The following is a 23,222-nucleotide window of genomic DNA, read 5'->3' as shown; positions in this document are numbered from 1 at the left end:
TGGTGTAAAAGGGTTTAAAGCCGAAAGTAATTTTAAATCTTCTTTTTAAAATTTTCAATTTTCACCAAAGATTCAGTCGATATAAGGTTATAATTTCTGAGACTGAAATACAATTCCTATAGTTTAAAAGTTAAAAACGACTTTTTTAATGGAGGCAAATATTGTGCTTAATCCACTAAAATCCTGTTTTTGTATGCTTTAAAGTCAGTGCAATTGTTTTTTGAAAAAACAACATCTTGAACCAACCATTTAAAAAAAAGAAAAAAGTATAAATGAAAGACAATCAGACACAAAAAAAGTATTGGGGAATTGGATTGGAAAACGAAACCTACATGCAATTTGAAGAATCTCTTATAGTTTCTGGTGCGTTTATACAAGAAAAAATTGGTTTTGAGAAATACAGTATTGATTATAGAAAATGTTACAAACCGGAGAGTTTAGCTCCAATGTTGCAATCTGCTTTTTATAAAAATGAAAATTACAAAGTTAGTCGAATGATTAATAGTCATTCGCTAGAAAAATTAGATATCAACTATCAGCACAAAATGTTGTCGCCAGTAAAACCATTTGTTGATACAGAAACTGCTGAGGTGAGCGCACAACCTCTTGAAAATCCCGAATATCTAGGAAAATCAATTATGGAACTTTTCCTTGAGGACCAACCTTACAATATTCAAAGTATGATTACCCAAAGAAATAAAACGATGGGATCGGTACACTTTGATGGTGATTCAATAGAATTTGTAACTAAATATTTTGAAAATCGTACTATTTCCGAGTCTTGTGACGAATTGAAAGCAACCAAAAAATTGTTCCTAGACACTATCAATGAATCGGCTTTGATCAAAGAAAAATTGAATTTTCCAGAGTATAACAATGGACTTAATATGTTCATGACCAATCAAGAAAATCTGGTTTTGTTCAATAACGGAACCTATCATTTTCACATTACTTTACCAACGATAACAGAGCATAGCAGGATTGTAGATTATAAAGATTTTGAGGAAAAACATGCAAATGCTATCTATTTACTGCAATGGTTTGAGCCCTTCTTTATCACTACTTTAGGGAGTCCTGACATTATGGGTGTAATTAGTACGAAGTATGATTTGAACAAAAAATTCACTTTGGGTTCCATGCGCAATGCGATGTCGCGTTACATTGGTGTGGGCACTTATAACAAAGCCATGCCGAAAGGGAAAATTTTAACCTACAAAGTGGATGATTTTAGAAAACTGCTAAAGTTTGAAAAAGAAGATAATATTTGGTGGCGCGATCAAATTGAATTGGAAATGGAATATGAATTGCTTGCCGAAGTGGGACTTGATTTTAATCAGGAAAAAATGTATCAAAGCGGTTTTGAGTTTAGAAGTTTTGATGAATTTCCAGCGAGTTATTTAAACGATGTGCTTTTTGCCATTATTTTAATCTGTGAGCATGCATTGAATTTACCCAATGTAACTTGGGGTCATGATAGTGTGGTGTGGAATAATTTGGTTTTCAAAAGCTTAAAATACGGATACTTGACAGAAATTAATGCAGACGAGAAGAAAGAAGTTATTGATTTATTGCAGCTGATAGATGCATCACAAACTAATTATACGGTTCTAAAAGCTGAATTTGAAGCAATCCTATTGTTGGATGAATTTTTCTTTAAAATAGTAGAAGTTTTACATCACAAATACAAAGACAATAATGTGTGCTTGGATTTGATGTGTGGACAAAAAAATAATTTTCCTCCAAAATGGAATAACTTCAATAAATACCAAATTGAGCAACATTTGCAACAAATAGCAACATTTAGCGAGAATTAATATACTGTTGATTAGATGAATATGGATTGTAAATTCTTTTTTACAATCCATATTTTTTTACAATCGAAATTCATTTTAACCCAGATTCAGCCTTAGAATCCAGATAAAGTAGATTTCTTATGCAAAAATTAGGTTTAATACTTATCTTAGATTCCTAAAAAAGCTACAATCTAATTAGTGTTAATTTAAATGAAATCAACCTTCTGCCTTCTACTTCCAATGCTTCTTTTGAGTATTTCTAATATTCAAGCCCAAAACAAACCGAATTTAAAATCTGAATTTGAAGTTCCTTTTGAAGAATATTCATTAAACAATGGTTTGCATGTTATTTTACATATTGACAAGTCAGATCCAGTGGTCGCTGTGGCGCTTACCAGTCATGTGGGTTCTGCTAGGGAAATTCCGGGAAGAACTGGTTTTGCTCATTTGTTTGAACATTTACTTTTTTTAGAATCCGAAAACCTCGGTAAAGGTGGATTGGATAAAATGAGTGCCAAAATCGGTGGTGAAGGAGCCAATGGTTCTACAAGTAGAGATCGAACCAATTATTTTCAAACCGTTCCAAATGACGCTTTAGAAAAAATGATTTGGGCCGAAGCCGATAAATTAGGCTTTTTTATCAATACAGTTACAGAACCTGTTTTATCCAAAGAAAAGCAAGTTGTAAAAAACGAAAAAAGACAATCCTATGACAACCGACCTTATGGACACAATTTTGCGGTAATCAATAAAAATTTATACCCTACAACTCATCCCTATAATTGGGAAGTTATCGGTTCTTTGGAAGATTTGCAAAATGCTACTATAGAAGACGTTAAGAGTTTTTACAATAAATGGTATGTGCCAAATAATGTAACACTTACAATTGCGGGTGATTTTGATGTGAAACAAGCCAAAATCTGGATTGAAAAATATTTTGGAGAAATCAAACGTGGAAACGAAATTCCGAAAGTTGCTAAACAAGAAGTTGTTTTGTCAGCAACCAAAAAGTATTATTATGAAGATAATTTTGCTCGCTTACCACAATTAACATTGGCTTGGCCTACTGTTTACGAATTTCATCCGGATAGTTATGCTTTAGAAGTATTGGCAACTTATTTGTCTAAAGGAAAAAAGGCGCCTTTGTATCAAGTTTTGGTAGAAGATAAAAAATTGACAGATAAAGTATCATTATACCAGTACAATTCAGAAATAGCGGGGCAATATATGCTTAGTGTTCGTGCTTTCGAAAATAAAGATTTAAATTTAGTTTTAAATGGTATTGAAGAAGGTTTCTCAAGATTCGAAAAGGAAGGCATTTCTCAAGAAGATCTGGATCGTATTAAAGCCAAACAAGAAACCGATTTTTATACCAATCTGTCCAGTGTTTTGGGTAAAGGATTTCAACTGGCACAATATACCATTTATACCGGATCGCCAAGTTTTATTAATCAGGATATCAAGAACATTCAGTCAGTTAAAATTGAAGATGTGATGCGAGTGTATCAAAAATACATCAAAGGAAAATATTTTGTGGCATCTAGTTTTGTTCCAAAAAACCAAACCCATTTAGTATTGCAAAACGCTATATTGGCTGACATCGTAGAAGAGAAAATTACAGCCGATAAAGAAGATTCATTTGATGCAAGTGTAAAAGCAAGCTATCCAAAGACACCCTCTAGTTTTGATCGCAGTCAAGAACCGCCTTATGGAGAAAATCCCACTGTAAAAGCGCCAGCTGTTTGGAAAAAGCAACTCTCTTCAGGGATTCAACTTTATGGAATAGAGAATAACGAAGTTCCTTTGGTTCAGTTTCAGATGCAATTAAAAGGGGCTTTACTACTTGAGAATAAAGATAAAATAGGTGTTTCAAATCTTTTGGCCGATTTGATGACCAAAGGAACCCAAAACAAAACGGCACAAGAATTAGAAAATGCTATTGCAATTTTAGGAGCAACCATTAATGTGAATGCTACCGATGAAGATATTGTAATTTCAGGTACTTCATTGGCGAAAAATTTTGAAAAAACGATGCAATTAGTAGATGAGATTATTACGCAGCCTCGTTGGGATCAAACGGAATTTGATTTGATTAAACAAAGTACTTTAAGTCAAATTAAGGAGCAAAATGCTGATCCGAATAGTATTGCCAGAAATCAATTCCGAAAATTAGTTTTTGGTTCAGAAAGTCCATTTTCGAATGCTCTAATGGGAACAGAACAAACTGTTGGTACCATTACAATCGAAGATTTAAAGGATTTTTACAATAAAAATCTTTCTCCCTCAGTTACTAATTTTCAAATTGTGGGTGCTGTTCCTATGAAAAATGTTTTGGCTGCTTTAGACCATTTGAATAAAAACTGGGCTACAAAAAAAGTAACAATTCCTTCTCCTGTGATGCCAGCCAAACCAACGAAGTCTGTTGTGTATTTTTATGATGTTCCTGGCGCCAAACAATCAGCAGTTCGAATAGGATCTGTTGCATTGAAGGCTACTGATTCCGAATATCATTTAGCCAATGTATTGAATTATCGATTAGGTGGTGGCGGATTTGCCTCTCAACTGTTACAGCAATTGCGAGAGGAAAAAGGTTATACGTATGGTATTAGTTCCAGTTTTGATGGTACTGCAAATAAAGCGCTATTTTCAATAAATAGCAATGTGCGTACCAATATTACTTTTGAAGCACTTCAATTAATAAAAACAATTCTAGAGAATTATGGCAAAAATTTTAATGCCAATGATTTAGAAATTACTCAAGGATATTTGATTAAGAGTAATGCACGCGCTTTTGAAACTTTGGATGCTAAGCTTAGTATGTTAAACGAAATATGCAATTACAACTATCCAAACAATTATGTTCAAAAGCAAGAAATTGAAACCAAAAACACAACCGTTTCGGATATAAAAAAATTGGCTGAAAAATATCTTGATGCCAATCAAATGATTTATCTGGTAGTGGGCGATGCAGCAACGCAATTGCAAAAATTAGAAGAATTAGGTTTTGGGAAACCGATAGTGTTAAATCCGAAGAACTAAATAGATTGTTGATTAGAATACAAAAAAAAGGCTGTGCGGAAAGTGTTTTTCGAACAGCCTTTTTTTAGAAAGTATTCAAACGATCAAAACCATCTGTAAATTTCCGCATAGTATACTGTTTGGCGTAGGAATCATAATATCCCAAAATGTAATAGTTTTTGAATCTGATGATACTTGGTAAACTTACTTCTGAATGCTCTTCCTCAAAACGAGAAATAAAATCTACAGCAAGCGGATCTTGTTCTTGTGCGCTATGTTCTAGCTTTTTGTCGAATACACTTTCAAAATAAACTGTTGTTGGGCCAGAATAATTTAGCAAGTCATAAGCAACATCGGTAAAATTACCTGATATAGCGGCGTTAATTCCTGTTGAGAGGTCGTAATTGCTTTGACCGTCGTTTGTTCCTCCTAGTGTAATTAAAATAGCTTTAGGCGTTTTGTAAACCGATAATCCAACATTCAAAAACAACATTCGTTGCAGGAACTTAGCTGTGTTTTTTAGTTCTCTTGGTTTTTGGCCATTCATTTGAATCCATAAACGCGAGTTTTTAAAGGAAATAGTATCTGTTTTTGAAACAGTAATGCTTTTAATACTCTCGCCAGATTGATATTTCTTTATCTCAAAAAGTAATTCATCTTCGTTGGCGGTAATTTGATACATTTTTTTTTCGTGATAAAACGAATTAGACACTCCTGTTTGTTTTTTGGTGGCTGGTTTCAAAAACCTTTTTTCCTGAATTAAAAAAGTGGTTAAATCAATATCAAAGGTTTGAGTTTCCTTAAAATTATGATCAAAAGTGAGGAGTAATCGGTTTTTCAAAACATACAGTTTTGTTTTTTGAGTGCCTTTGAACAATGGATTGAACTGATTGGTTTCCATTTTTTCAATGGGACAAACTTCTAGTATCTGATTCATTGTTAAGACTTCGGTATTCTTATTTTGAAATTTAAAAGAAGTGAAATCCAGTATTTTTTCTTCTTTTTTACCATCTTCAAAAACATACAGAACCATTTTTTGTTCTGAATCTTTTTCCGAAAGGATATAAAAAGTATTGTTCTCTTGAAATTGGCAGACAATCGATTCCTTGTGAAAAGGAAGGTCATAATTCAAAATTGCCACAGTGGTTTTAGAATTGAGATCATATTGTACGGCCATTATTTTTTTTAAATCTTCAGATGACCAATAAAGAGTAGGGTTTCCTTCGGCATTAAAACTATAACCTGTTATTAGTTTATAGGTTAAATCGGGTCTTGGAAGCGAATATTGATGGGTAAGAAACAAAGCGCTATTGTACTTTAGGATCGTAACCGTTTCTTTGTCGGAAGCAAACACAAATACATCGTGTGTACTTGTATTTTCGGCATTTACAATTTGTTTGTATTCTTTGGATTTTTTGAGTTCCAATGGATAAGTGGCCAATATAGTTTGGCTAAATAGCAGGTTGTATTGGCTTAGAATCAAAAAAAGAATGATTTTCTTCATAAGTTCGTTTAAAATAGATCCAAAAATAGGGATTCCATTTCTATCAATAGAATTTATTGATTCATTATTTCTTGGAAATAATCTACCATTTGCCCTACATGCATGGCATCCATCAATCCATGATGCACATGAATAGACATCGGCATGGTTCTTTTGCCATTTTGGTCAATTGTCATTTTACCAAAAGATATTTTTGGGCAACTGTCTGGGAAAGTCATGCTGCGAGCGTGAGAAAGGGATGTGAATTTTAACCAAGGTATGGCCGAAAAGTGAATCAGGTTTTCACCATTAAATTCACGGGTAAATAAACCAGTTGTATTTTGAATGCGTTCAATTTCTGCCAATGCGGTTTCTTCAAAAATTTGATAATCGGGATGGTATTCAATTAAAGAGAATCCAAAAGTACCATCAGCCCTACTTATGGTTGCTGATCCATCAATTCGATCATGAATGTAGACATGGGTATTTAAAATTCGGTATCTAAAATTCTCAAAAGCATTGACGGCGGTTAGGGTTTTGTGTAAATAATAAATAAAAAAGGAAGTGTTTAAAAATTTAGAATTTATGTATGCTTTCGAACAATCTATATCAACTGTAACACCAAAGAAAGGTTCTTGCATTTGTTTAAAGAAAAGGAAATGTTCTTTTCTATTCCAATTGTCTAGGTCTAAAATCGTTTTCATTTTTTAGTGTTTATTTGAGTTCAATGGGATAGTTGTGCAAACTTTTTTACCGAAATAGGCCTAAATTTAAAACCTAGCTAAAATACTAAATAAAAAGCATTTTAACTAGGTTCAAAAGATTAAAAAAACGATTTTTAAACGTCTAATAATTGTAAGACTTCTGTTATTTTTTCGAAGGCCTGAAAGTTTTTATGTTCTACTTTATGGTCAATTTTTTCATGAGCCCAAGTGGTGTGAAACGGAATATGTACTGCGTATCCGCCAATTGCCAAAACAGGTAAAACATCTGATTTTAAAGAATTTCCAATCATAAAAAATTCCTTTGATTGAATCTCCAAGCGTTTGATCAAATCCGAATAATCTACTTCTTGCTTGTCTGACATCACCTCAATATGATGAAAATAATGCCCCAAACCCGAATTGTGCAGTTTTCGGCGTTGGTCCAATAAATCGCCTTTGGTGGCAACGACCAATTTGTATTTCCCATGTAAGGCTTGTAGAGTTTCCTCAACGCCGTCTAATAAAATCACCGGTTTTTCTAACAACTCTTTTCCATACTGAATAATTTTTTCAATTATTTCAATCGGAATGGTATTGTTCGAAATTTTCATCGCCGCCTCGATCATCGAAAGAATATAGCCTTTGATTCCGTAACCGTACAATTTGAGATTATCGATTTCAATTTTAAAAAGTTCCTTCGAAATTCCCTGATGTGACAAGTAATCTTCCATCAAACCACAGAATTTTTTCTCGGTTTCATCAAAATACGTTTCGTTGATCCACAAGGTGTCATCGGCGTCGAAAGCAATTACTTTTAGGTTCATTTTAGTTGTATTTAACCCTTTCAGAGTATTTAACCCTTTCAGAGTTTTTAACTCTGAAAGGGTTGTGATGTATTTTTTTAATTTATCGTCTCCCCATTCCCAACACCATCTGCATCAGGATTTACGAAAACCAGTTTTCCTTCGGCATTGGTGGTCATCAAAATCATTCCTTGACTTTCTACACCGCGAAGATTTCTTGGGGCTAAATTCACAAGAACCGTTACGCGTTTTCCAACGATATCTTCGGGTTTAAAACTCTCTGCGATTCCCGAAACAATAGTACGAACATCAATTCCAGTGTCCACTTTCAAAATCAAAAGTTTGTTGGCTTTTGGCATTTTCTCCGCTTCCAGAATGGTTCCTACACGGATATCCATTTTGGCAAAATCCTCAAACTGAATTAAGTCTTTCTGAGGTTCTGCAACTTTATTCTCGGCTTTGTTGGCAGTTTTTGTTGCTTCCAATTTGTCTATTTGTTTCTGAATTTCCTCGTCCTCAATTTTAGAGAACAATAATTCAGCTTCTCCAATTTGGTGACCCGCAGGCAATAAATCAGAACTGTCTGTAATCGTTTTCCAGTCTAATGGCGATTCAATTTTTAAGATTCGTGATAATTTTGTCGCTGTAAATGGCAAGAAAGGCTCACAAAGTGAACTCAATGCTGCGGCAATTTGCAAGGCTACATACATTTGGGTTTGTACGCGAGCTGGATCGGTTTTGACCATTTTCCAAGGCTCTTCGTCTGCCAAATATTTGTTTCCTAAACGGGCTACATTCATCATTTCGCCCAAAGCTTCACGGAATCTGTATCTTTCCAATGAACTCGAAATCACGGCTGGATAGGCTTTCAACTCGGTTAATACTTCATTGTCATAATCCGTGAAGCTAGGAGTTCCCCCTTCGGGGGTTAGGGGGCTTGGTTGAGGTACGATACCTTCATAATATTTGTTGGTCAAAACCACTACACGATTAATGAAATTACCATAAATCGCTACTAATTCATTGTTATTTCTCGCCTGAAAATCTTTCCAAGTAAAATCATTGTCTTTAGTCTCAGGTGCGTTTGATGTTAATGCATAACGCAAAACATCCTGTTGGTTTGGAAATTCTTCTAAATATTCGTGCAACCAAACGGCCCAGTTTTTAGAAGTCGACAATTTGTTTCCTTCCAAGTTTAAGAACTCATTTGCAGGAACATTGTCTGGCAAAATATAACTTCCTTCGGCTTTTAGCATCGCTGGGAAAATCACACAGTGAAAAACAATATTGTCTTTCCCAATGAAGTGAACCAGCTTCGTATCTTGATCTTTCCAATACGGTTCCCACTCTTTTCCTTCGCGCTCTGCCCATTCTTTGGTCGATGAGATGTAGCCAATTGGCGCATCAAACCACACGTATAATTTTTTTCCTTCGGCACCTTCAACTGGCACGTCAATTCCCCAATCCAAATCACGGGTTACCGCACGAGGCTCCAATCCACCATCAATCCAAGATTTTACTTGTCCGTAAACATTCGGTTTCCAGTCGTTTTTATGTCCAACAAGTATCCATTCATTCAAAAAGTCTGAATAACGATCCAAAGGTAAAAACCAGTGTTTCGTTGATTTCAATATAGGAGTTTCACCCGTAATAGTCGATTTTGGGTTGATTAAGTCGGTTGCATTTAGCGTAGAACCACATTTTTCGCATTGATCTCCATAGGCTTCTTCGTTGCCACATTTAGGGCAAGTTCCCACCACAAAACGGTCTGCCAAAAATTGATCCGCTTTGGCGTCGTACAATTGCTCAGTTACTTCTTCAATAAAATCACCTTTATCATATAGCGTTCTAAAAAATTCCGAAGCGGTATCGTGATGAATTTTTGCCGAAGTTCTGGAATAATTGTCAAATGAAATTCCGAAATCAGAGAATGATTTTCTAATAATTCCATCGTATTTATCAATTACTTCCTGTGGCGTAATCCCTTCTTTTTTTGCTTTCATCGAAATCGCAACACCGTGTTCATCGCTTCCGCAAACGAACAAAACGTCTCTTCCCTGTAAACGCAAATAGCGTGAATAAATGTCCGAAGGCACATAAACCCCTGCCAAATGACCAATGTGTATAGGCCCGTTCGTATAAGGCAATGCCGCTGTAATCGTATATCTTTTTGGATTCTGTAACATAATTCAGTTTAATTTGTTGCAAAAATAAGCAATTATTTATTGTCATACTGAGCGAAATCGAAGGATTAGGAGCTAATCCTGCTATCCGTTGCAAATATATTTACTGAACTCTTAGTTTTATAAAATTATATGAGGTAATCTTTTTCTTTTTAGAGAAAGAACAAAAGTCATTTTTATTCACTGGAGAGAGTGGTAATTTCTAAATTCTCGAAATAATAATGCAAACTATATCAATAATTATATAACAGTTTTCATACACTCTAAAACTAATTTAGCCATTATTAATTATAAATAAATAGAGCATGAAAACTAGAAGCATATTATTTGCATTAGCATTAAGTATCGGATTATTTGCAACGTCTTGTAATTCTAATGATGAAAACAAAGGAGATACGATAACACCAATAACTGGAAAATGGAGTATTGTCAAAGTGGGTACCAATATTAATGGTATTGAAACATTGGTAGATCCGCCACAAAACACGAGCGGTTGTGATCATGATTATCTTAATCTAAAGATTGATAATACATTAACATCTGGAGATTATGATTCTGCTGTTAGCCCATGTGCTCTAACAACTGTGTCAGGAACATATTCTAGACCAGATAGTAAATTAACAACGGTTATAAATGGAGTGACTACAACTTATGATATTGTTAATCTTACACTTACCGATTTGAAGTTAAGACAAGGCAACGCTATCTCAGTTTACATCAGATAATTCCTTTATTCTGGTGTTGGATAAAGTTTTTTTGAGAAATAGTAAGAAACGGAAATGATTTTAAAAGTCATTTCCGTTTTTTTATGGATTGAATTGTTAAGAATGAAAATGGTGTTTATTAGAAGCTATTTCCCGCTATCCGTTGCAATCTTTCTATTTTTAAAGAAAAAATAGAAAGGATTTTCACTACTATCGGGGCTAGGCTTTTGGGGTTTCAGAACGGTTTCGTAATGATCTAATCTATTCATTTGTTTATATTTGTAACCTGAATTATAGAAGATCTGAATCATGGCAAAAGGACCCGAAAAAAATACCAAAAACAAGGCTTTGCATACCAAATTGCTTAATAGAAAAAAGGCTAAACTTCAAGAAGAGAAAAAAGCCCAAGCATTGCGTTTGAAAGCATTGGTCGCAAGAATGAATCAGAAAAAAGAATAGTACCAACACCTTTGTCAAAGTTCATCCCGATAATTATCGGGATTGACAAAGGTTACAAAGTCTAAAGAAAATTTCTTTTCTGTTTTTATTTAACGGAAATTTGCAGCAAATATTCAAAAAACAAAATCCTATGGAATTCGGTAGAATAATAGTTTCGGAAACGGCCTTCAACAGTGAAAATGCTCAAGATGTGATTCACTCTAATATCTCGGTGATCAACCTAATGCGTGAGGAAGGGGTGAAAGATGAATTAATTCATGAAGATGCGCTGATGAGTTATTATTTGGACTATTATTACTCACAATATGTCGCCGGAAATTTTGCTCAATTTGTACACCATTCGGGTTGGAACAATGAATTAAATGAATTGCTGGAAGAAGGTTTGGCATTAATTGGTGCCGAAAAGCATTTGGAATTATTCAAACAGCAAAGCAAGAAAGTAAAACTAATGAGCAGTGTAAAGCTCAATAAATTTCTGAAAGGAAAGTTAGAAGGTGTAAATCCTATTAGAGATTTGCTTATTAACGACACTTTTTTTGAAATCGAAGAAAACCTAGTTACTTTGAATGCCAATTTTCTAAAATCCCATCCTGATTTCGAAGTGCTTTCGGTAGATGATATGTTTGCTGCTTTGGAAGAATTTGTGGGTCATGAAATTAAAAGGGAATAGTTTAGTTGTATCGCAAAGTCACGCAAAGAAAACCACAAAGACACACGAAGAAAATTAAAAAAAACTTTGCTAATGGTTGTGTCACTTTTGCGCGTCTTTTTGTAACGCTTAATTCTTCACAAACTTCAATTTCTTAGAGCCCGAATCGGTGTTGATTTTTATAAAATAGACGCCCGTTGACCAAGAACTAATATCCCATGAAGTTGCCGAATTACTTGTCATTATTTTTTGTCCAGTTACATTATAAAAGACCGTTTTCTCTAGGATTATTCCTGTTGGTAAAGCTAGATTCAAAATTGTATTGGATGGGTTCGTGTACAATTGTAAAGCATTCAATTCAAAGTTTTCGTTTCCTAAGGTTACCGTATTTCCTTTTGAAATGATATTTTTATTTGGATCGAAAGTGATACTAGAAATAGTAAATGGAACGTTTTCAATAAAATTTTCTCCATTCACGGTGTTATTCAAAACCAAATCCAATTGTTGACCACCCGATCCAAAAACACGAATGGGTACGGGCATTTCAAAAAACGATACTGAAGCGTCCGATTGCGTTTGATTGATAGTAAATTTGGCTTGACCGCCTCCTATATTTTGACCTGATATTGTATAAATGGGATAGCCCTGATTGTAGATCCAATCATTAAAGAATTCGGTCAAACTACTGCCATAAACCACTTCCAAATGCGATTGTAAATCGGGAGTTTTGGCATATTTGTAGGCTAAATTTACATCTTTTAAATAATTTTTTACTCCTTGAAAAAATAGAGCATCTCCCATTTTGAAACGGAGCATATTCAGTACCATCGCTCCTTTATTATAGGTTAATCTTGAGCTAAAAATCCGATTGACATCTGTGAGTTGTGCATCTGTCAAGTATACTGCTCCATTGGTTTGGGAAGTTATGTTACTAATCATTTTGGATTTTTCGGTTACAAAAGCCGCTTGTCCATCAAAGTTTTCGATGACCAGAGCCGCAACATAAGTAGTAAAACCTTCGTTGAGCCAAATGTCTTTCCAGCTGCCACAAGTGATTTTGTCACCAAACCATTGATGTGCCATTTCGTGAGCGATGAGGCTTCGACCAAAACTATTCATAAACGAAACCGTGGTATGCTCCATTCCGCCGCCCCATCCAAATTGGGCGTGACCGTATTTTTCGTTGTGAAAAGGATAGATTTCAAAGAGGCTTTCATACAAATTTAGTATCAAAGGTGTTTGATCCAATTGTGTTTGTACCGATGCTAGAGTCTCTGGATAGATGTAGTTAATAATGGGATATTGGTTGGGAATAGTACCACCCGTTTGATTGTATATGCTGTAATTGGTTGCGGCAATAGCAATTAAATAGGCAGGTATTGGGTAGTTATGATGAAAGTGTGTTGTTTTATTAATGCCATTAATCACAGGTGCTTCTGGTTCAATACCATTTGCCACGCTTACATATTGGGAAGGAGCAGTTATATAAATATCAATAGCGTCTACTTTATCATTCAAATCCTGTTTGCACGGCCACCAATCACGGGCGCCATAAGGTTCGGATAAAGTGTATAAAACAGGCGAGCCATTATGTATTGATGTGGTAAAGGCCTGTTCTCCATTTGCGGGAGCACCAGAATAAGATATGACAACTGTTGCGGGAGTATTTGAGGTAAGTACACTTGGTAAAGTAATAACCAATTCATTGTTGCTGTTTTGTGCAAACATCAACGGGATTCCATTTTGGGTAACACTATTTACTGTCAATTGATTGGTTAAGTCAAATGTAACTGTTGAAAGATCTGATAATGCTGTAAAAGTAGTAGTTACAACCCCAGAAATGTAATAATTGGCAGGATCTACACTAAAGCGAAGTTCATGATAAGTAATGTCATAATTTTGAGTATTGGGATTGACTAATAAATTCAATTTTTTACTAGCCATTTTCATTTCAGAATGTGCAATTTCATCCAATTGAAGATCGTTTTTTTGAGCCGAAACTAGAAAAACAGTAAAGAGTAGAAAATAGAGAAAAGTTGCTTTCATTTGGAATAGATTAGACACAAATATAGTAATACCATTTCGAAATACGTACTAATTCAATTTACTCTCTCTTTTCTAAATGGGTTAGCAAAGGATATGTAATAAAACAATTTATAGTTCGAATGAAAATAATTCCCAGTTAAGTTGAAATTCGGTTTTTTACATAAAAAAAAGCCAGCTGATTTCTCAGTTGGCTTATCGTAATATGTTATTTTAGTGATTTTAGATTTTGAAAGTAACCCCAAATTTAGCACCACTCGTACCTGTGTTTCCTCCTAATTCTAGATTAATACCAAATTTATCGGTAAAGAAATAGCGACCACCTACTTGAAGTCCAAGACCTAAAGATGTATTGTCTGGGTGAGGGTTGTTGTTGTAGTCGTTATAATTCCAAATGTAATAGGTAAGACTGGCACCCGCGTAAAAGTCAAATTTGCTTGGGATATCTAATATTCTGTTGAAATGATAATTTCCGTTTGCTCCAATTCCTATAGCAGTTGAGTTGTATTTATAATCTTTACCGCCATAATAGTATGGGTCATTGTCTGTTTGAAAAGACAGTTGACCACCAAGTGTAAAATCTTTGGCGATTCCGTAATCCAAACCAAAATAAACAGGAACACCCCAACCAGAAAGACCTAAACCTGCGTTTAATTGTACTCCACCTTCTTCAAGTGGACTTTGAGCTAATACACCGTTTGATATAAAACCAAAGGCAATTATTAGAATAAATTTTTTCATAATTTTTGTTTTTTAATACAACGTAAAAGTATATTTTTTTCATGGTTTTATTTTTAATTTTTGGTAAAAATGTCAGATTTCAGTGAATTTTACAAATATCCACTTTTGTAAATACCTGTTTTGCAAATTGAAATACTATAGTTTTGGATAATAGATAAAGATTTTTGCACTAGTAAAGCAATTTTAAAAGGCAAACAACGTTTTGTAAGAAAGAATCCTATATGCGACTACACTATTTTTTTCTGTTTTTTATTCTTTTTTTCGGATCCTGCAGTAAAGAGGACAATAGCAATCCTCAATCTATAGCCAATTCCAAACAAAAAATGAGGGAATTTGTAATAGGAATTAGTCAATTTGCCAAAGCAATAAATCCTAATTTCAATATCATTCCGCAGAATGGGATTGAACTTGTAAGTAGTGATGGAGAAAATAGTACACAATCGAATTCCGATTATCTCAACGCTATAGATGCCAACGGTCAAGAAGATTTGTGGTATGGATATGATACTGATGATAAAGCTACACCAGTTGAAACAACTTTATATTTAAAAAACTTTTTGAATCTTTCCAAAAAAGCTGGAAAAACAATACTTGTGACCGATTATTGTAGCACAATTTCAAAAATAAACGATTCCTATTTTGAGAATAATAAATTAGGATATGTTTCATTTGCCGCTAATCAGCGAGAATTAAATAATATTCCTTCAACTACAGTTTATCAAGAAAACAATCAAGTCATTTCAAAAATTTCTGAAATCAAAAATTTTCTGTATCTGATTAATCCTGATAATTTCGCAACAAAAACTGCCTTTATTAATGCAGTGATTGCTACTAATTATGATTTAATTATTATGGATTTATTTTTTCATGATGGAACTAGCTTTACAAAATCAGAAATAAATACTTTACGAAATAAAGCTAATGGAGGAAAGAGATTGGTAATTTCATATATGTCTATTGGCGAAGCCGAAAATTACCGATATTATTGGCAAAGCACTTGGAATTCTTCAAAACCCAAATGGATTGATTCTGAAAATCCGGACTGGGCTGGGAATTTTAAAGTTAAATATTGGTATCCTGAATGGCAGAAAATTATTTATGGAAATGATGATTCCTATGTAAAAAAAATTCTAGATGCTGGTTTTGATGGAGTTTACTTAGATATTATTGATGCATATGAATATTATGAATAACCCGTTGGGTGAAATTAAATAAAATATAAAATTTAACCATATAGAATCATAGATTAGTATTAAAAAGGTCAAGAATAAATAGAAATAGCACTATTTCTCACATAGAATAGCTATGTGAATAGTAAAACGTCTATTTCTTTTAAAAACTATAAATTCTATGATTCTATGTCAATGTCGTTTCTTTAAGAGTTGGTTTTGTCATTTCTCCCGCTGGTCGAAATGACAAATTAAACGAGTTTGGTCTGAGAGTTCCTTAAGCAAACGAAATTGGTTTCTATATGGCAAAAAATAATTTTACAAAACGTGTTTTAAATAATAATTACAGTACTAACATTTTGGCATTATATTTTATTCCATTATAAATTACTTGAACGATATAGGTGCCTGTTGAAAATATTTGGGTTGTATTAAAACTCAAAATATCGCCATCTACCAAATAGGAATTTCCAAAAATTTTAGAACCCAACATAGAATAGATATTTACCTGAACGGTACTGTTTATAAAGTTATAAAACTGTAGATTTATTTGGTTGGTTGTTACTGGATTTGGAAAAATCCTCATGAAATCCGTATTTGGATAATAAATCGTTTTGTCTGTTTTAAAAATGGGTAATTTTTCAAATGAACCTCCTAAAACCGCATCCGATTGCGCTTCACTCATGCACAACCAATCTTGCATTATGGTAGCATAAATTTGTCTGAAATCATACTGAAAAGGAATTTGATCATTTACTGTTGCAGTTTGTGGCAAATTGGGAGAAGTCCCTATCATACCCGAAACCGGATTAGGTGTTCCCTCTACAGTTCCTCGACCTGTATTTAATGCCGCGCCAAAAAAGAGAACTGGAGCACTTGAACCATGATCAGTACCTGAACTGTCATTGCTTTTGATACGTCGTCCAAATTCACTAAACGTCATTCCAGTTACAATATCGGCTTTACCCATTAACTTTAAATCTTCTTGAAATGCACCGATAGCTTGAGACAAAATACTTAAATTTTCGGCTTGTTTGCCTAATTTTTTATCCGAATCCAATACTTGATTTTCATGACTGTCAAAACCTTTGGGATGGTTCACCACATAAATAGGAGTTTGCAATCCGCCATTAATGAGTTTAGCCACAATTTTTAATTGATCAGCCAATCCATTTTTATTGGGATAGTTTGGCGATTGCGGCTTAGGTACATTATAGGCTTTTTGTATCGATTCTCTATAGGCATTACTCTGGTCTTTCATCAATCTCAAAAAGGTCAATTCATGGCCATAATCAGAGTTGGGTGTTGGATCCGAAGTAGCATTTATTACATTCAATAAATCTTCAGGTTTAGGGACACTATAGGCCATGTTTATTTTTGGCCCTTGCAATGAAAATGGCAAAGTTGATCCAATTTGTATCGCCAAAGGATCTGGCATATTTAGATTAGGATAGCCTGTTGGAAAATTAGGATACACAGTGTCTAATGCTCTTCCGAGCCATCCCGACTGCAATGTTTCATCACTATCCGAGGCCGTGAACCAAATATCAGTTGCTCTAAAGTGACTGTAACTTGGATTGGGATAAGAAACTCCTTGTACGATCATCATTTTACCGTTATTGTACAATTGTTGCATTTCCTTCATGGCGGGATGTAAACCTGTTGTTTCGTTGTAATGCAAAGGCAAAACATCGGTTTCTTTCATTAAAATATTAGAACGGGCATTGGTCAACTCGCTCCATTTATCTCTGGGTAAAACCATATTTAGTCCATCATTTCCACCATTCATCTGAATAATAACTAAAATTTTTCCACAACCAGCTGCTGCATTAGCTAGTAATTGCAAACTTTTGTTCTCAATTTGAGAAGATGCCATTACGGGAATATGATTAAAAACCAAAGGTATTGTTGATGCAAGAGCAGTTGTCTTTATAAATTTTCTTCTTTCCATTTTTTTATTTAGTTTCTAAGTTCCTACCCTTCTGAGTTTCTAAGAATCTTAGCGCCATAGCAACTTAGAATCTTAGCCTCTATTTAGCTACATTAACTGATATTCTGCAAATTCAACAATAGTGAGCAATAAACTTCGTATTCTTGTTTTGACTATCTGAAGGTTCATTTCGTTTGGGTTATTGATATAGGTTTGCCAAGCACTAGACCAATAATAATCGGAAGCCTGCCCTGTTAAAAGGGTTTGCGTTTTAATGGCATCTTTGGCACCCATACTAAAATCGATTGGTAATAAATATTTGATACATTCGTTAACCAATGCGTTTGGATCTTTACAAGTTGCATTTGGAAATTGTTTAACAAAAGCAATGACATCGACTTCCATTCTGGTGATTAAACCATTTTTTTCCTTATCAAAACCATAAAATAAATATTCAATCAAGCCATAACGTCTTTGAATCGAATTGGAATTAATCCAATATTCATGAAAAGAGGGTTTTTGGTAAAAAGCTTGCCAACCTGCTACATTTGGAATAGATCCCATAGCTTGCTGCATGTCGTACATCGCATAATTAAAGGTGTTCCAAAGATCATATTGTGCCTCATAATTGGTGGCATCGGCCACGTTGTAATTGAGATTAAACGTCCGCATCGTTCCGACAATAACATCCAGAGGAGATTTGATGAAAACACCTCGATTAGCCATGTCAAAAAAGTGTTCGCTTTTAAATAATTTGTCCAAAACGGGTAAGATATTCCAATTATTAGCGACAAAATGCTGTGCCAAAGGAACAATTACATTGGCTTCTATATTGGCATCAATATCATAATACACGAAGAAACGGTACAAACGGCGACAAATGTATTCGGAGACTACTTTCGATTTGGAGAAAATCATATCTATAAATAAATCCAATTCTCCTGCCCCAGTGTTTGCAATAGGATTATTGTTAAAAAAAGAAGAAAATTTCTTGGTACTTGTGTCGTGCAGTTTGTCTACAAAATTAGTGGCCTCGTTAATAGTGTTAAGATTTTGAACTCTCCATCCTGTAAGTACTTTGGCGGCTTGAATAACATCGGCCTCTGTGTATTGACTGGCTTCTTCTTTACCAAGTGTAAAAAGCTCCATAACTTCACGGGCAAAATTCTCATCGGGAGCTGATTTGGTATTGGCCTGATTGTTCAAATAGAACATCATTGCGGGTTGTGTGGCCATATTGCGAATTAAGGATTTGTAATTCCCAGTGGCATTATCCCGAAACATTTTGATGTATTTGTAACAAATTCGAGCCGAATTGGTATTGCAATATTCATTTGATGATTGCTTTATAAACTCAAAATCTACTGGAATAAAGTGATACCAAAAGAGTGTCATTTTTTCTCGAATGCTAATATCTTGATTGAAAGCAAGTCCCAGCCACCATGAACTTAGTCCTGAAGTTCGATTGCCATTTGTGTTTCCACCAATATCATTTGTAATAAAAGCATCATTTGTCCAATCGGCACCATAAGGAAGACCATTTTCGTCTGGTTTTTCGTTATTGTAATGATTTACCGGAGGGGCAGGAGGAGTAGTATCAATCGTTAAAACTAGATTAACGGCTTGATTCATGGAAAGTCCCAATAAAGTATCTACATCCTTTTTTTGGAAACCAAATCCTGTTCTTCTTAATAAATGTAAGGCTTCAGATGTTGACCATGTACCTGTGTAAGGAGCAAGACCGCTTGTAACATTCGTCACGCGTTCGGTTTCTGAACCTGATTTACTGGTTTGGTCTTTTTTTGGGTTTATTAAAGAAGAATAACGACGGCCATTGTATATTTTACGAGAATATTTTTCAAAAAGAGGGTCCTTTTCCTGGGCATTCACTAACAACCTTTTCAGTAATTTTGTAAATAAAGCGCGCCTTGTTAGTATACTGTTTCCCATAAATATTTATTCAAATTTAGTAGTGATGATTAATGACTAACTACAAACGACAAATATATTCAAATAGGTATAACTGGGATGATAAATACGACAAAACACGTATTTTTACGTAATATGTGAATAAAAACTGTAATATTTACTACATTATAATACTGACTCTTTTTTAGTGTTTTTACTTCAAAATAGTAATAAGATCTTTTCCTTTTTTGGTTGTTAATTCAGCTTGAAAATGTCCTAGATTATTTTCTTGTTTAAGATTAATTTCAAAGTGTTCAAACGATTTTAGAAGTTCAAAATTTTTGTTTTTGCCAATAATAGACTTCCAATCTTTCGATTCTAGCTTTTTGAAATTTAATAGTAAATAACCAATTTTAGGTTCTGAAGCCTTTAAAATGCTTTGTTTTGATGGATTTGCTTCGAATGCTAAAGTGTTGTTTTTAACATATGCTTTGGTCGTTGCCAAAGGAAAGTTCAAAAAAACACTATGGTTATCAATCGTTTTTTGAGTTTTAAGATAATTATAGACTTTTTGAGAATTCTTTGATTGAATTGAAAAGTAAAAAGAAGGTTCCCGATTCGTATGTACAGTTATTTTTTTCGCCAGATTAAAGTCGTCATCATAATCATAACTTATTGCAGAAACTTTCTTTTCCATCATTGGATAGATGAATAGTTCCGTTTTACTTGGTTTATAAGCCAAAATAGAATCCAAGTTGAATCCCATAGTTTTTTTGATTTTATCGGAATTTCCAGTGATGATTTTTTGATTCTGAATCATTCCAAAATCAAAACCAAGTGACATCAATGCATCTGGATTTTGAGAAAATCGAGTTTGTTTTTTATATTTTGAATCTAATTTTAATTGTCCTTCTGCTATAATTTTTTGTCCTTCCAAAGTAATATTTACAATTCCATCGTCTTCTAGAAAACTGTTTTTTTTGATCCAAATAGTTATTGCATTCGGAGTGTCTATTGTTTTCGCTATTTTTTCAGAATTCAAAAACTGCTTTTTCAAGAACAACTCTTCTGCGGTTTGTATTCCAATTGCTTTTTGTTTTTCTGAAAGATTCGAAATTAAAATTTGATTTGAATGTTTTAAAATTAGAATCTCCATCGCACTGGAATGATAGCAACTCAAACCGTTTTTTAGTTTTAGTTTGCTGAATTTCCCTTTTAATATTGCACTTTCAAATGCTGTCTCATTTTCAATTTTTAAAACAGAATACCATTGCGTTAAGGATTGGTTTTCGAGGTGAAATAAAGCCAGATAATTGGGGGTTTTAATACCAGAATTAGAAAAAGAAAATGTTTCATTTATTCCTTTTTCATTCTTATTATGGAACCATTTAGAAGGATTTTTTAGATAGGAATACATAAAACAATTTCTGAGATTCTTTACATCTATCATCACGATTCCATCCGCATTTTTAGGAATGCATTTGGCATCAAATTCTTTAGGGTATCCGTACCAATAAAAAATTGTCATACTTCCTAAAACAATAAGAAGTATGACAACTTTAAAGAAAATACTTTTAAAAAATTTCATCAATTATTCTGTAACAGTTGGTTCTTTTTTGCTTTCCGTATACATTTCGTTCATAACATCAAAGAAATATTGTAAACTATTGGAGTGTTCCCCTTTAATAGTATATGAAGATTCTGAAACAATGTTCCCATTTTTATATTTGGTTTCCATCGAAATTTCTCCAGCATTTTTTAGGGCAATATCAAAATAATTGGTTTTGGACTCCTTGTCAAATTCAGTTTTAGAAGCTTTAATTATTTTTTGAAGATCGATCCAGACTGCCGAATTGTTTTTGGAGATGGATTTCTTGAATGCTTCTTGTATTGGCATTACTTTTTGATTGATGAGGTTTTCTATGTTTTCTTTGGATGTAGTGATCATTACCGCACCATTTTTTAAACCTATATATAAGTATTCTAAAATATTGTCTTTTTCAAAATGAATCGAATAATACCCGTTAGTCAATTGGTAATCGGTCGCTGTAAATTTGCTTTTGTTTAGCGGAAGCTGCAATAATTTATTCACAAATGATTCGTTTCTCGTATTCATAAGAAACGTAAAATCAGGTTGAATTTCTTCTTTAGTGCCTTTTGTTTCCAGTTGTTCATAATTTTCATCGTATGTAATGGAAACGTAATCTCTTTGTACTTTTTTCAAATCGTGAAGCACAAAAAGGGCAGTACCCGGAACTAAATCTGCTATGGCCTTTTCATCCAAGAGCAAAGCAAGAGCATCAATAATTACATCGGCTTCTTTACCACTGGCGTCTTTGGCATACGTTTGGTAAGCTGAATTCAATGTGTTTTTCAAAATGGTATATTCATAATTCATAATGGCTTGGGTGTCCATCGCAATGGAATAATACCCCATCACATTTTTCCCGACATAGTTCAAAAGGTTTTTATCTATTTTTGAATTAAACATCCCTTGATATGATTTTTTTGTTTCTTCGTTTTTAGGAGTTACGACTTGACTCAATCGAATTTTGTCATTTTCGAAGTATACATTTGCGTAGAAACTACTATTCAATAATCCATTTTTGTAAATCCCTGACAAATGTGAATTACTTCCTAATAATGAAGTATATACTTGATTAGTTAAGGTATCCAAATCTGCAAAAACATAAAAATCAGATTTAGGATTGTTGTTTTTAAAGAGTATAGAATTACCCATTGGCGACTCTGTTTTGGAATCAAATGCCTCTTTAAAAATTAAATCTACAATCGGATTTATTTTTAAACTCTCAATAGAATCTGTTTTCTTAAGTTCAAGTTCTAAAAGTTTTCTATTGGTTTCTTCTAATTCTGCATTTGCTTTATCTTGTGCAGCATAAATTTCCTCTTCTGTTGGATCAACAATTACAGGCTCTGTTTTTACTTTTTTTGATTTCTTGCCTTTTTTTGATTTTGTTTTTTTCTCTGGAGTAGTTTTAACCGTTTCTTCAGCCTCATAAGCTGGTGCTGCCATGTCATAATTGACTGCTGCTGTATCAACTAATACTCCAGTTGTGTCCATACTTGTTAGGTTTGCATACGGATCGGTATCATTATACTGGTATGGTTTGGTATAACTGGCATTGATTAATACAGCAAATTTGTCATTCCAAGCCAAATGATGTTTTTTTGAGGTACTTACTCTGGAGTATGATCCTTGGTTTTTTATCTTAAGACTATCTCCATATTTACTTTGAACTAGCTTTTCAAATAGGGAGGTATTATTTAATGGTATCAAAATTACATAGTTCATCACAGAATCTTTTTTGATGTAGTATTGATAGTGCTTGTTATTGAAATCTATACCGGTTTGGGTTAAATCTTTAGGTAAAAACTTCAATTCTTTTTCTATTAAAGACTGCATCCACGGGTAGTCTTGTATGGTTTTTATGGGGACTTTTTCGTTTATGTTTTTACCGTTGAAGCTTAAAGCAAAAGGAGCGTTTTCAGGAACTTTGTTTGCTAAATCTTGGGCTTGTGAAGTAGTTGAGAAGCAAATAATAAGGATTATTATAAAATTTTTCATTTTTAAATACTATTTTAATTGAGGAGATATGGTTTCGCTAGTTCTTTAT

Annotated in this window: 16 protein-coding genes; 6 read left to right on the top strand and 10 right to left on the bottom strand. The window is 33.8% G+C overall.

What is annotated here, in order from left to right:
* The first annotated feature begins 272 nt into the window (after nucleotides 1-272).
* Nucleotides 273-1,814, top strand: a complete 1,542-nt coding sequence (locus OYT91_RS12990; protein WP_281238304.1) for a hypothetical protein — start codon at nucleotides 273-275, stop codon at nucleotides 1,812-1,814.
* Between the two features lie 189 nt (nucleotides 1,815-2,003).
* Entirely contained in the window at nucleotides 2,004-4,832 is a 2,829-nt protein-coding gene (locus OYT91_RS12985; RefSeq protein WP_281238303.1) for a M16 family metallopeptidase, read from the top strand.
* Between the two features lie 64 nt (nucleotides 4,833-4,896).
* Here the strand turns inward: OYT91_RS12985 and OYT91_RS12980 are convergent, their stop codons facing one another.
* The 4 genes from OYT91_RS12980 to metG form a co-directional block, all read right to left on the bottom strand.
* Nucleotides 4,897-6,315, bottom strand: coding sequence for a hypothetical protein (locus tag OYT91_RS12980; RefSeq protein WP_281238302.1), 1,419 nt, complete (start codon nucleotides 6,313-6,315; stop codon nucleotides 4,897-4,899).
* A 53-nt stretch (nucleotides 6,316-6,368) separates the two neighbouring features.
* Nucleotides 6,369-6,998, bottom strand: a complete 630-nt coding sequence (locus tag OYT91_RS12975) for a chloramphenicol acetyltransferase (RefSeq protein ID WP_269224465.1) — start codon at nucleotides 6,996-6,998, stop codon at nucleotides 6,369-6,371.
* 134 nt (nucleotides 6,999-7,132) lie between these two features.
* Nucleotides 7,133-7,822 carry an HAD family hydrolase gene (locus tag OYT91_RS12970; protein WP_269224466.1) on the bottom strand — a complete coding sequence of 230 codons (690 nt, stop codon included), beginning with the start codon at nucleotides 7,820-7,822 and terminating at the stop codon, nucleotides 7,133-7,135.
* Nucleotides 7,823-7,899: 77 nt separating this feature from the next.
* Complete coding sequence (gene metG, locus OYT91_RS12965; protein WP_281238301.1) at nucleotides 7,900-9,987, bottom strand: methionine--tRNA ligase; 2,088 nt, start codon at nucleotides 9,985-9,987, stop codon at nucleotides 7,900-7,902.
* Between the two features lie 302 nt (nucleotides 9,988-10,289).
* Between metG and OYT91_RS12960 the strand changes: the two genes are divergently transcribed.
* From OYT91_RS12960 to OYT91_RS12950, 3 genes are all read left to right on the top strand, one after another.
* A complete protein-coding gene (locus OYT91_RS12960; protein ID WP_281238300.1) occupies nucleotides 10,290-10,709 on the top strand; it encodes a lipocalin family protein in 420 nt (139 codons plus the stop codon).
* Between the two features lie 288 nt (nucleotides 10,710-10,997).
* On the top strand, nucleotides 10,998-11,147 hold the full coding sequence (locus tag OYT91_RS12955; protein ID WP_281238299.1) for a hypothetical protein: 150 nt from the start codon (nucleotides 10,998-11,000) through the stop codon (nucleotides 11,145-11,147).
* Nucleotides 11,148-11,277: 130 nt separating this feature from the next.
* Nucleotides 11,278-11,817 carry a DMP19 family protein gene (locus tag OYT91_RS12950; protein ID WP_281238298.1) on the top strand — a complete coding sequence of 180 codons (540 nt, stop codon included), beginning with the start codon at nucleotides 11,278-11,280 and terminating at the stop codon, nucleotides 11,815-11,817.
* A 108-nt stretch (nucleotides 11,818-11,925) separates the two neighbouring features.
* On the opposite strand, the gene OYT91_RS12945 is transcribed toward OYT91_RS12950, so the two are convergent.
* Together OYT91_RS12945 and OYT91_RS12940 are read right to left on the bottom strand one after the other, a co-directional pair.
* A complete protein-coding gene (locus OYT91_RS12945) occupies nucleotides 11,926-13,842 on the bottom strand; it encodes a M1 family metallopeptidase (protein WP_281238297.1) in 1,917 nt (638 codons plus the stop codon).
* Between the two features lie 219 nt (nucleotides 13,843-14,061).
* The gene (locus tag OYT91_RS12940; RefSeq protein WP_281238296.1) at nucleotides 14,062-14,580 is read right to left on the bottom strand and encodes an outer membrane beta-barrel protein; all 519 of its coding nucleotides are present in this window, start codon (nucleotides 14,578-14,580) and stop codon (nucleotides 14,062-14,064) included.
* Between the two features lie 323 nt (nucleotides 14,581-14,903).
* Here OYT91_RS12940 and OYT91_RS12935 point away from each other — a divergent pair, with 323 nt between their 5' ends.
* Nucleotides 14,904-15,773: an endo alpha-1,4 polygalactosaminidase gene (locus OYT91_RS12935; RefSeq protein ID WP_281238295.1), complete on the top strand. Its 870-nt coding sequence runs from the start codon at nucleotides 14,904-14,906 to the stop codon at nucleotides 15,771-15,773.
* 319 nt (nucleotides 15,774-16,092) lie between these two features.
* Here the strand turns inward: OYT91_RS12935 and OYT91_RS12930 are convergent, their stop codons facing one another.
* The 4 genes from OYT91_RS12930 to OYT91_RS12915 all read right to left on the bottom strand — a co-directional run bounded on the left by OYT91_RS12930 (nucleotide 16,093) and on the right by OYT91_RS12915 (nucleotide 23,173).
* Complete coding sequence (locus tag OYT91_RS12930) at nucleotides 16,093-17,700, bottom strand: DUF1501 domain-containing protein (protein WP_281238294.1); 1,608 nt, start codon at nucleotides 17,698-17,700, stop codon at nucleotides 16,093-16,095.
* Between the two features lie 87 nt (nucleotides 17,701-17,787).
* On the bottom strand, nucleotides 17,788-19,629 hold the full coding sequence (locus OYT91_RS12925; protein WP_281238293.1) for a DUF1800 domain-containing protein: 1,842 nt from the start codon (nucleotides 19,627-19,629) through the stop codon (nucleotides 17,788-17,790).
* A 172-nt stretch (nucleotides 19,630-19,801) separates the two neighbouring features.
* Nucleotides 19,802-21,175, bottom strand: coding sequence for a hypothetical protein (locus tag OYT91_RS12920; RefSeq protein WP_281238292.1), 1,374 nt, complete (start codon nucleotides 21,173-21,175; stop codon nucleotides 19,802-19,804).
* 3 nt (nucleotides 21,176-21,178) lie between these two features.
* The gene (locus OYT91_RS12915) at nucleotides 21,179-23,173 is read right to left on the bottom strand and encodes a hypothetical protein (protein ID WP_281238291.1); all 1,995 of its coding nucleotides are present in this window, start codon (nucleotides 23,171-23,173) and stop codon (nucleotides 21,179-21,181) included.
* Nucleotides 23,174-23,222 lie beyond the last annotated feature (49 nt).

The sequence above is a fragment of the Flavobacterium praedii genome, assembly GCF_026810365.1.
GTDB lineage: Bacteria > Bacteroidota > Bacteroidia > Flavobacteriales > Flavobacteriaceae > Flavobacterium > Flavobacterium praedii.
This window is presented reverse-complemented; position numbering and strand designations above follow the sequence as displayed.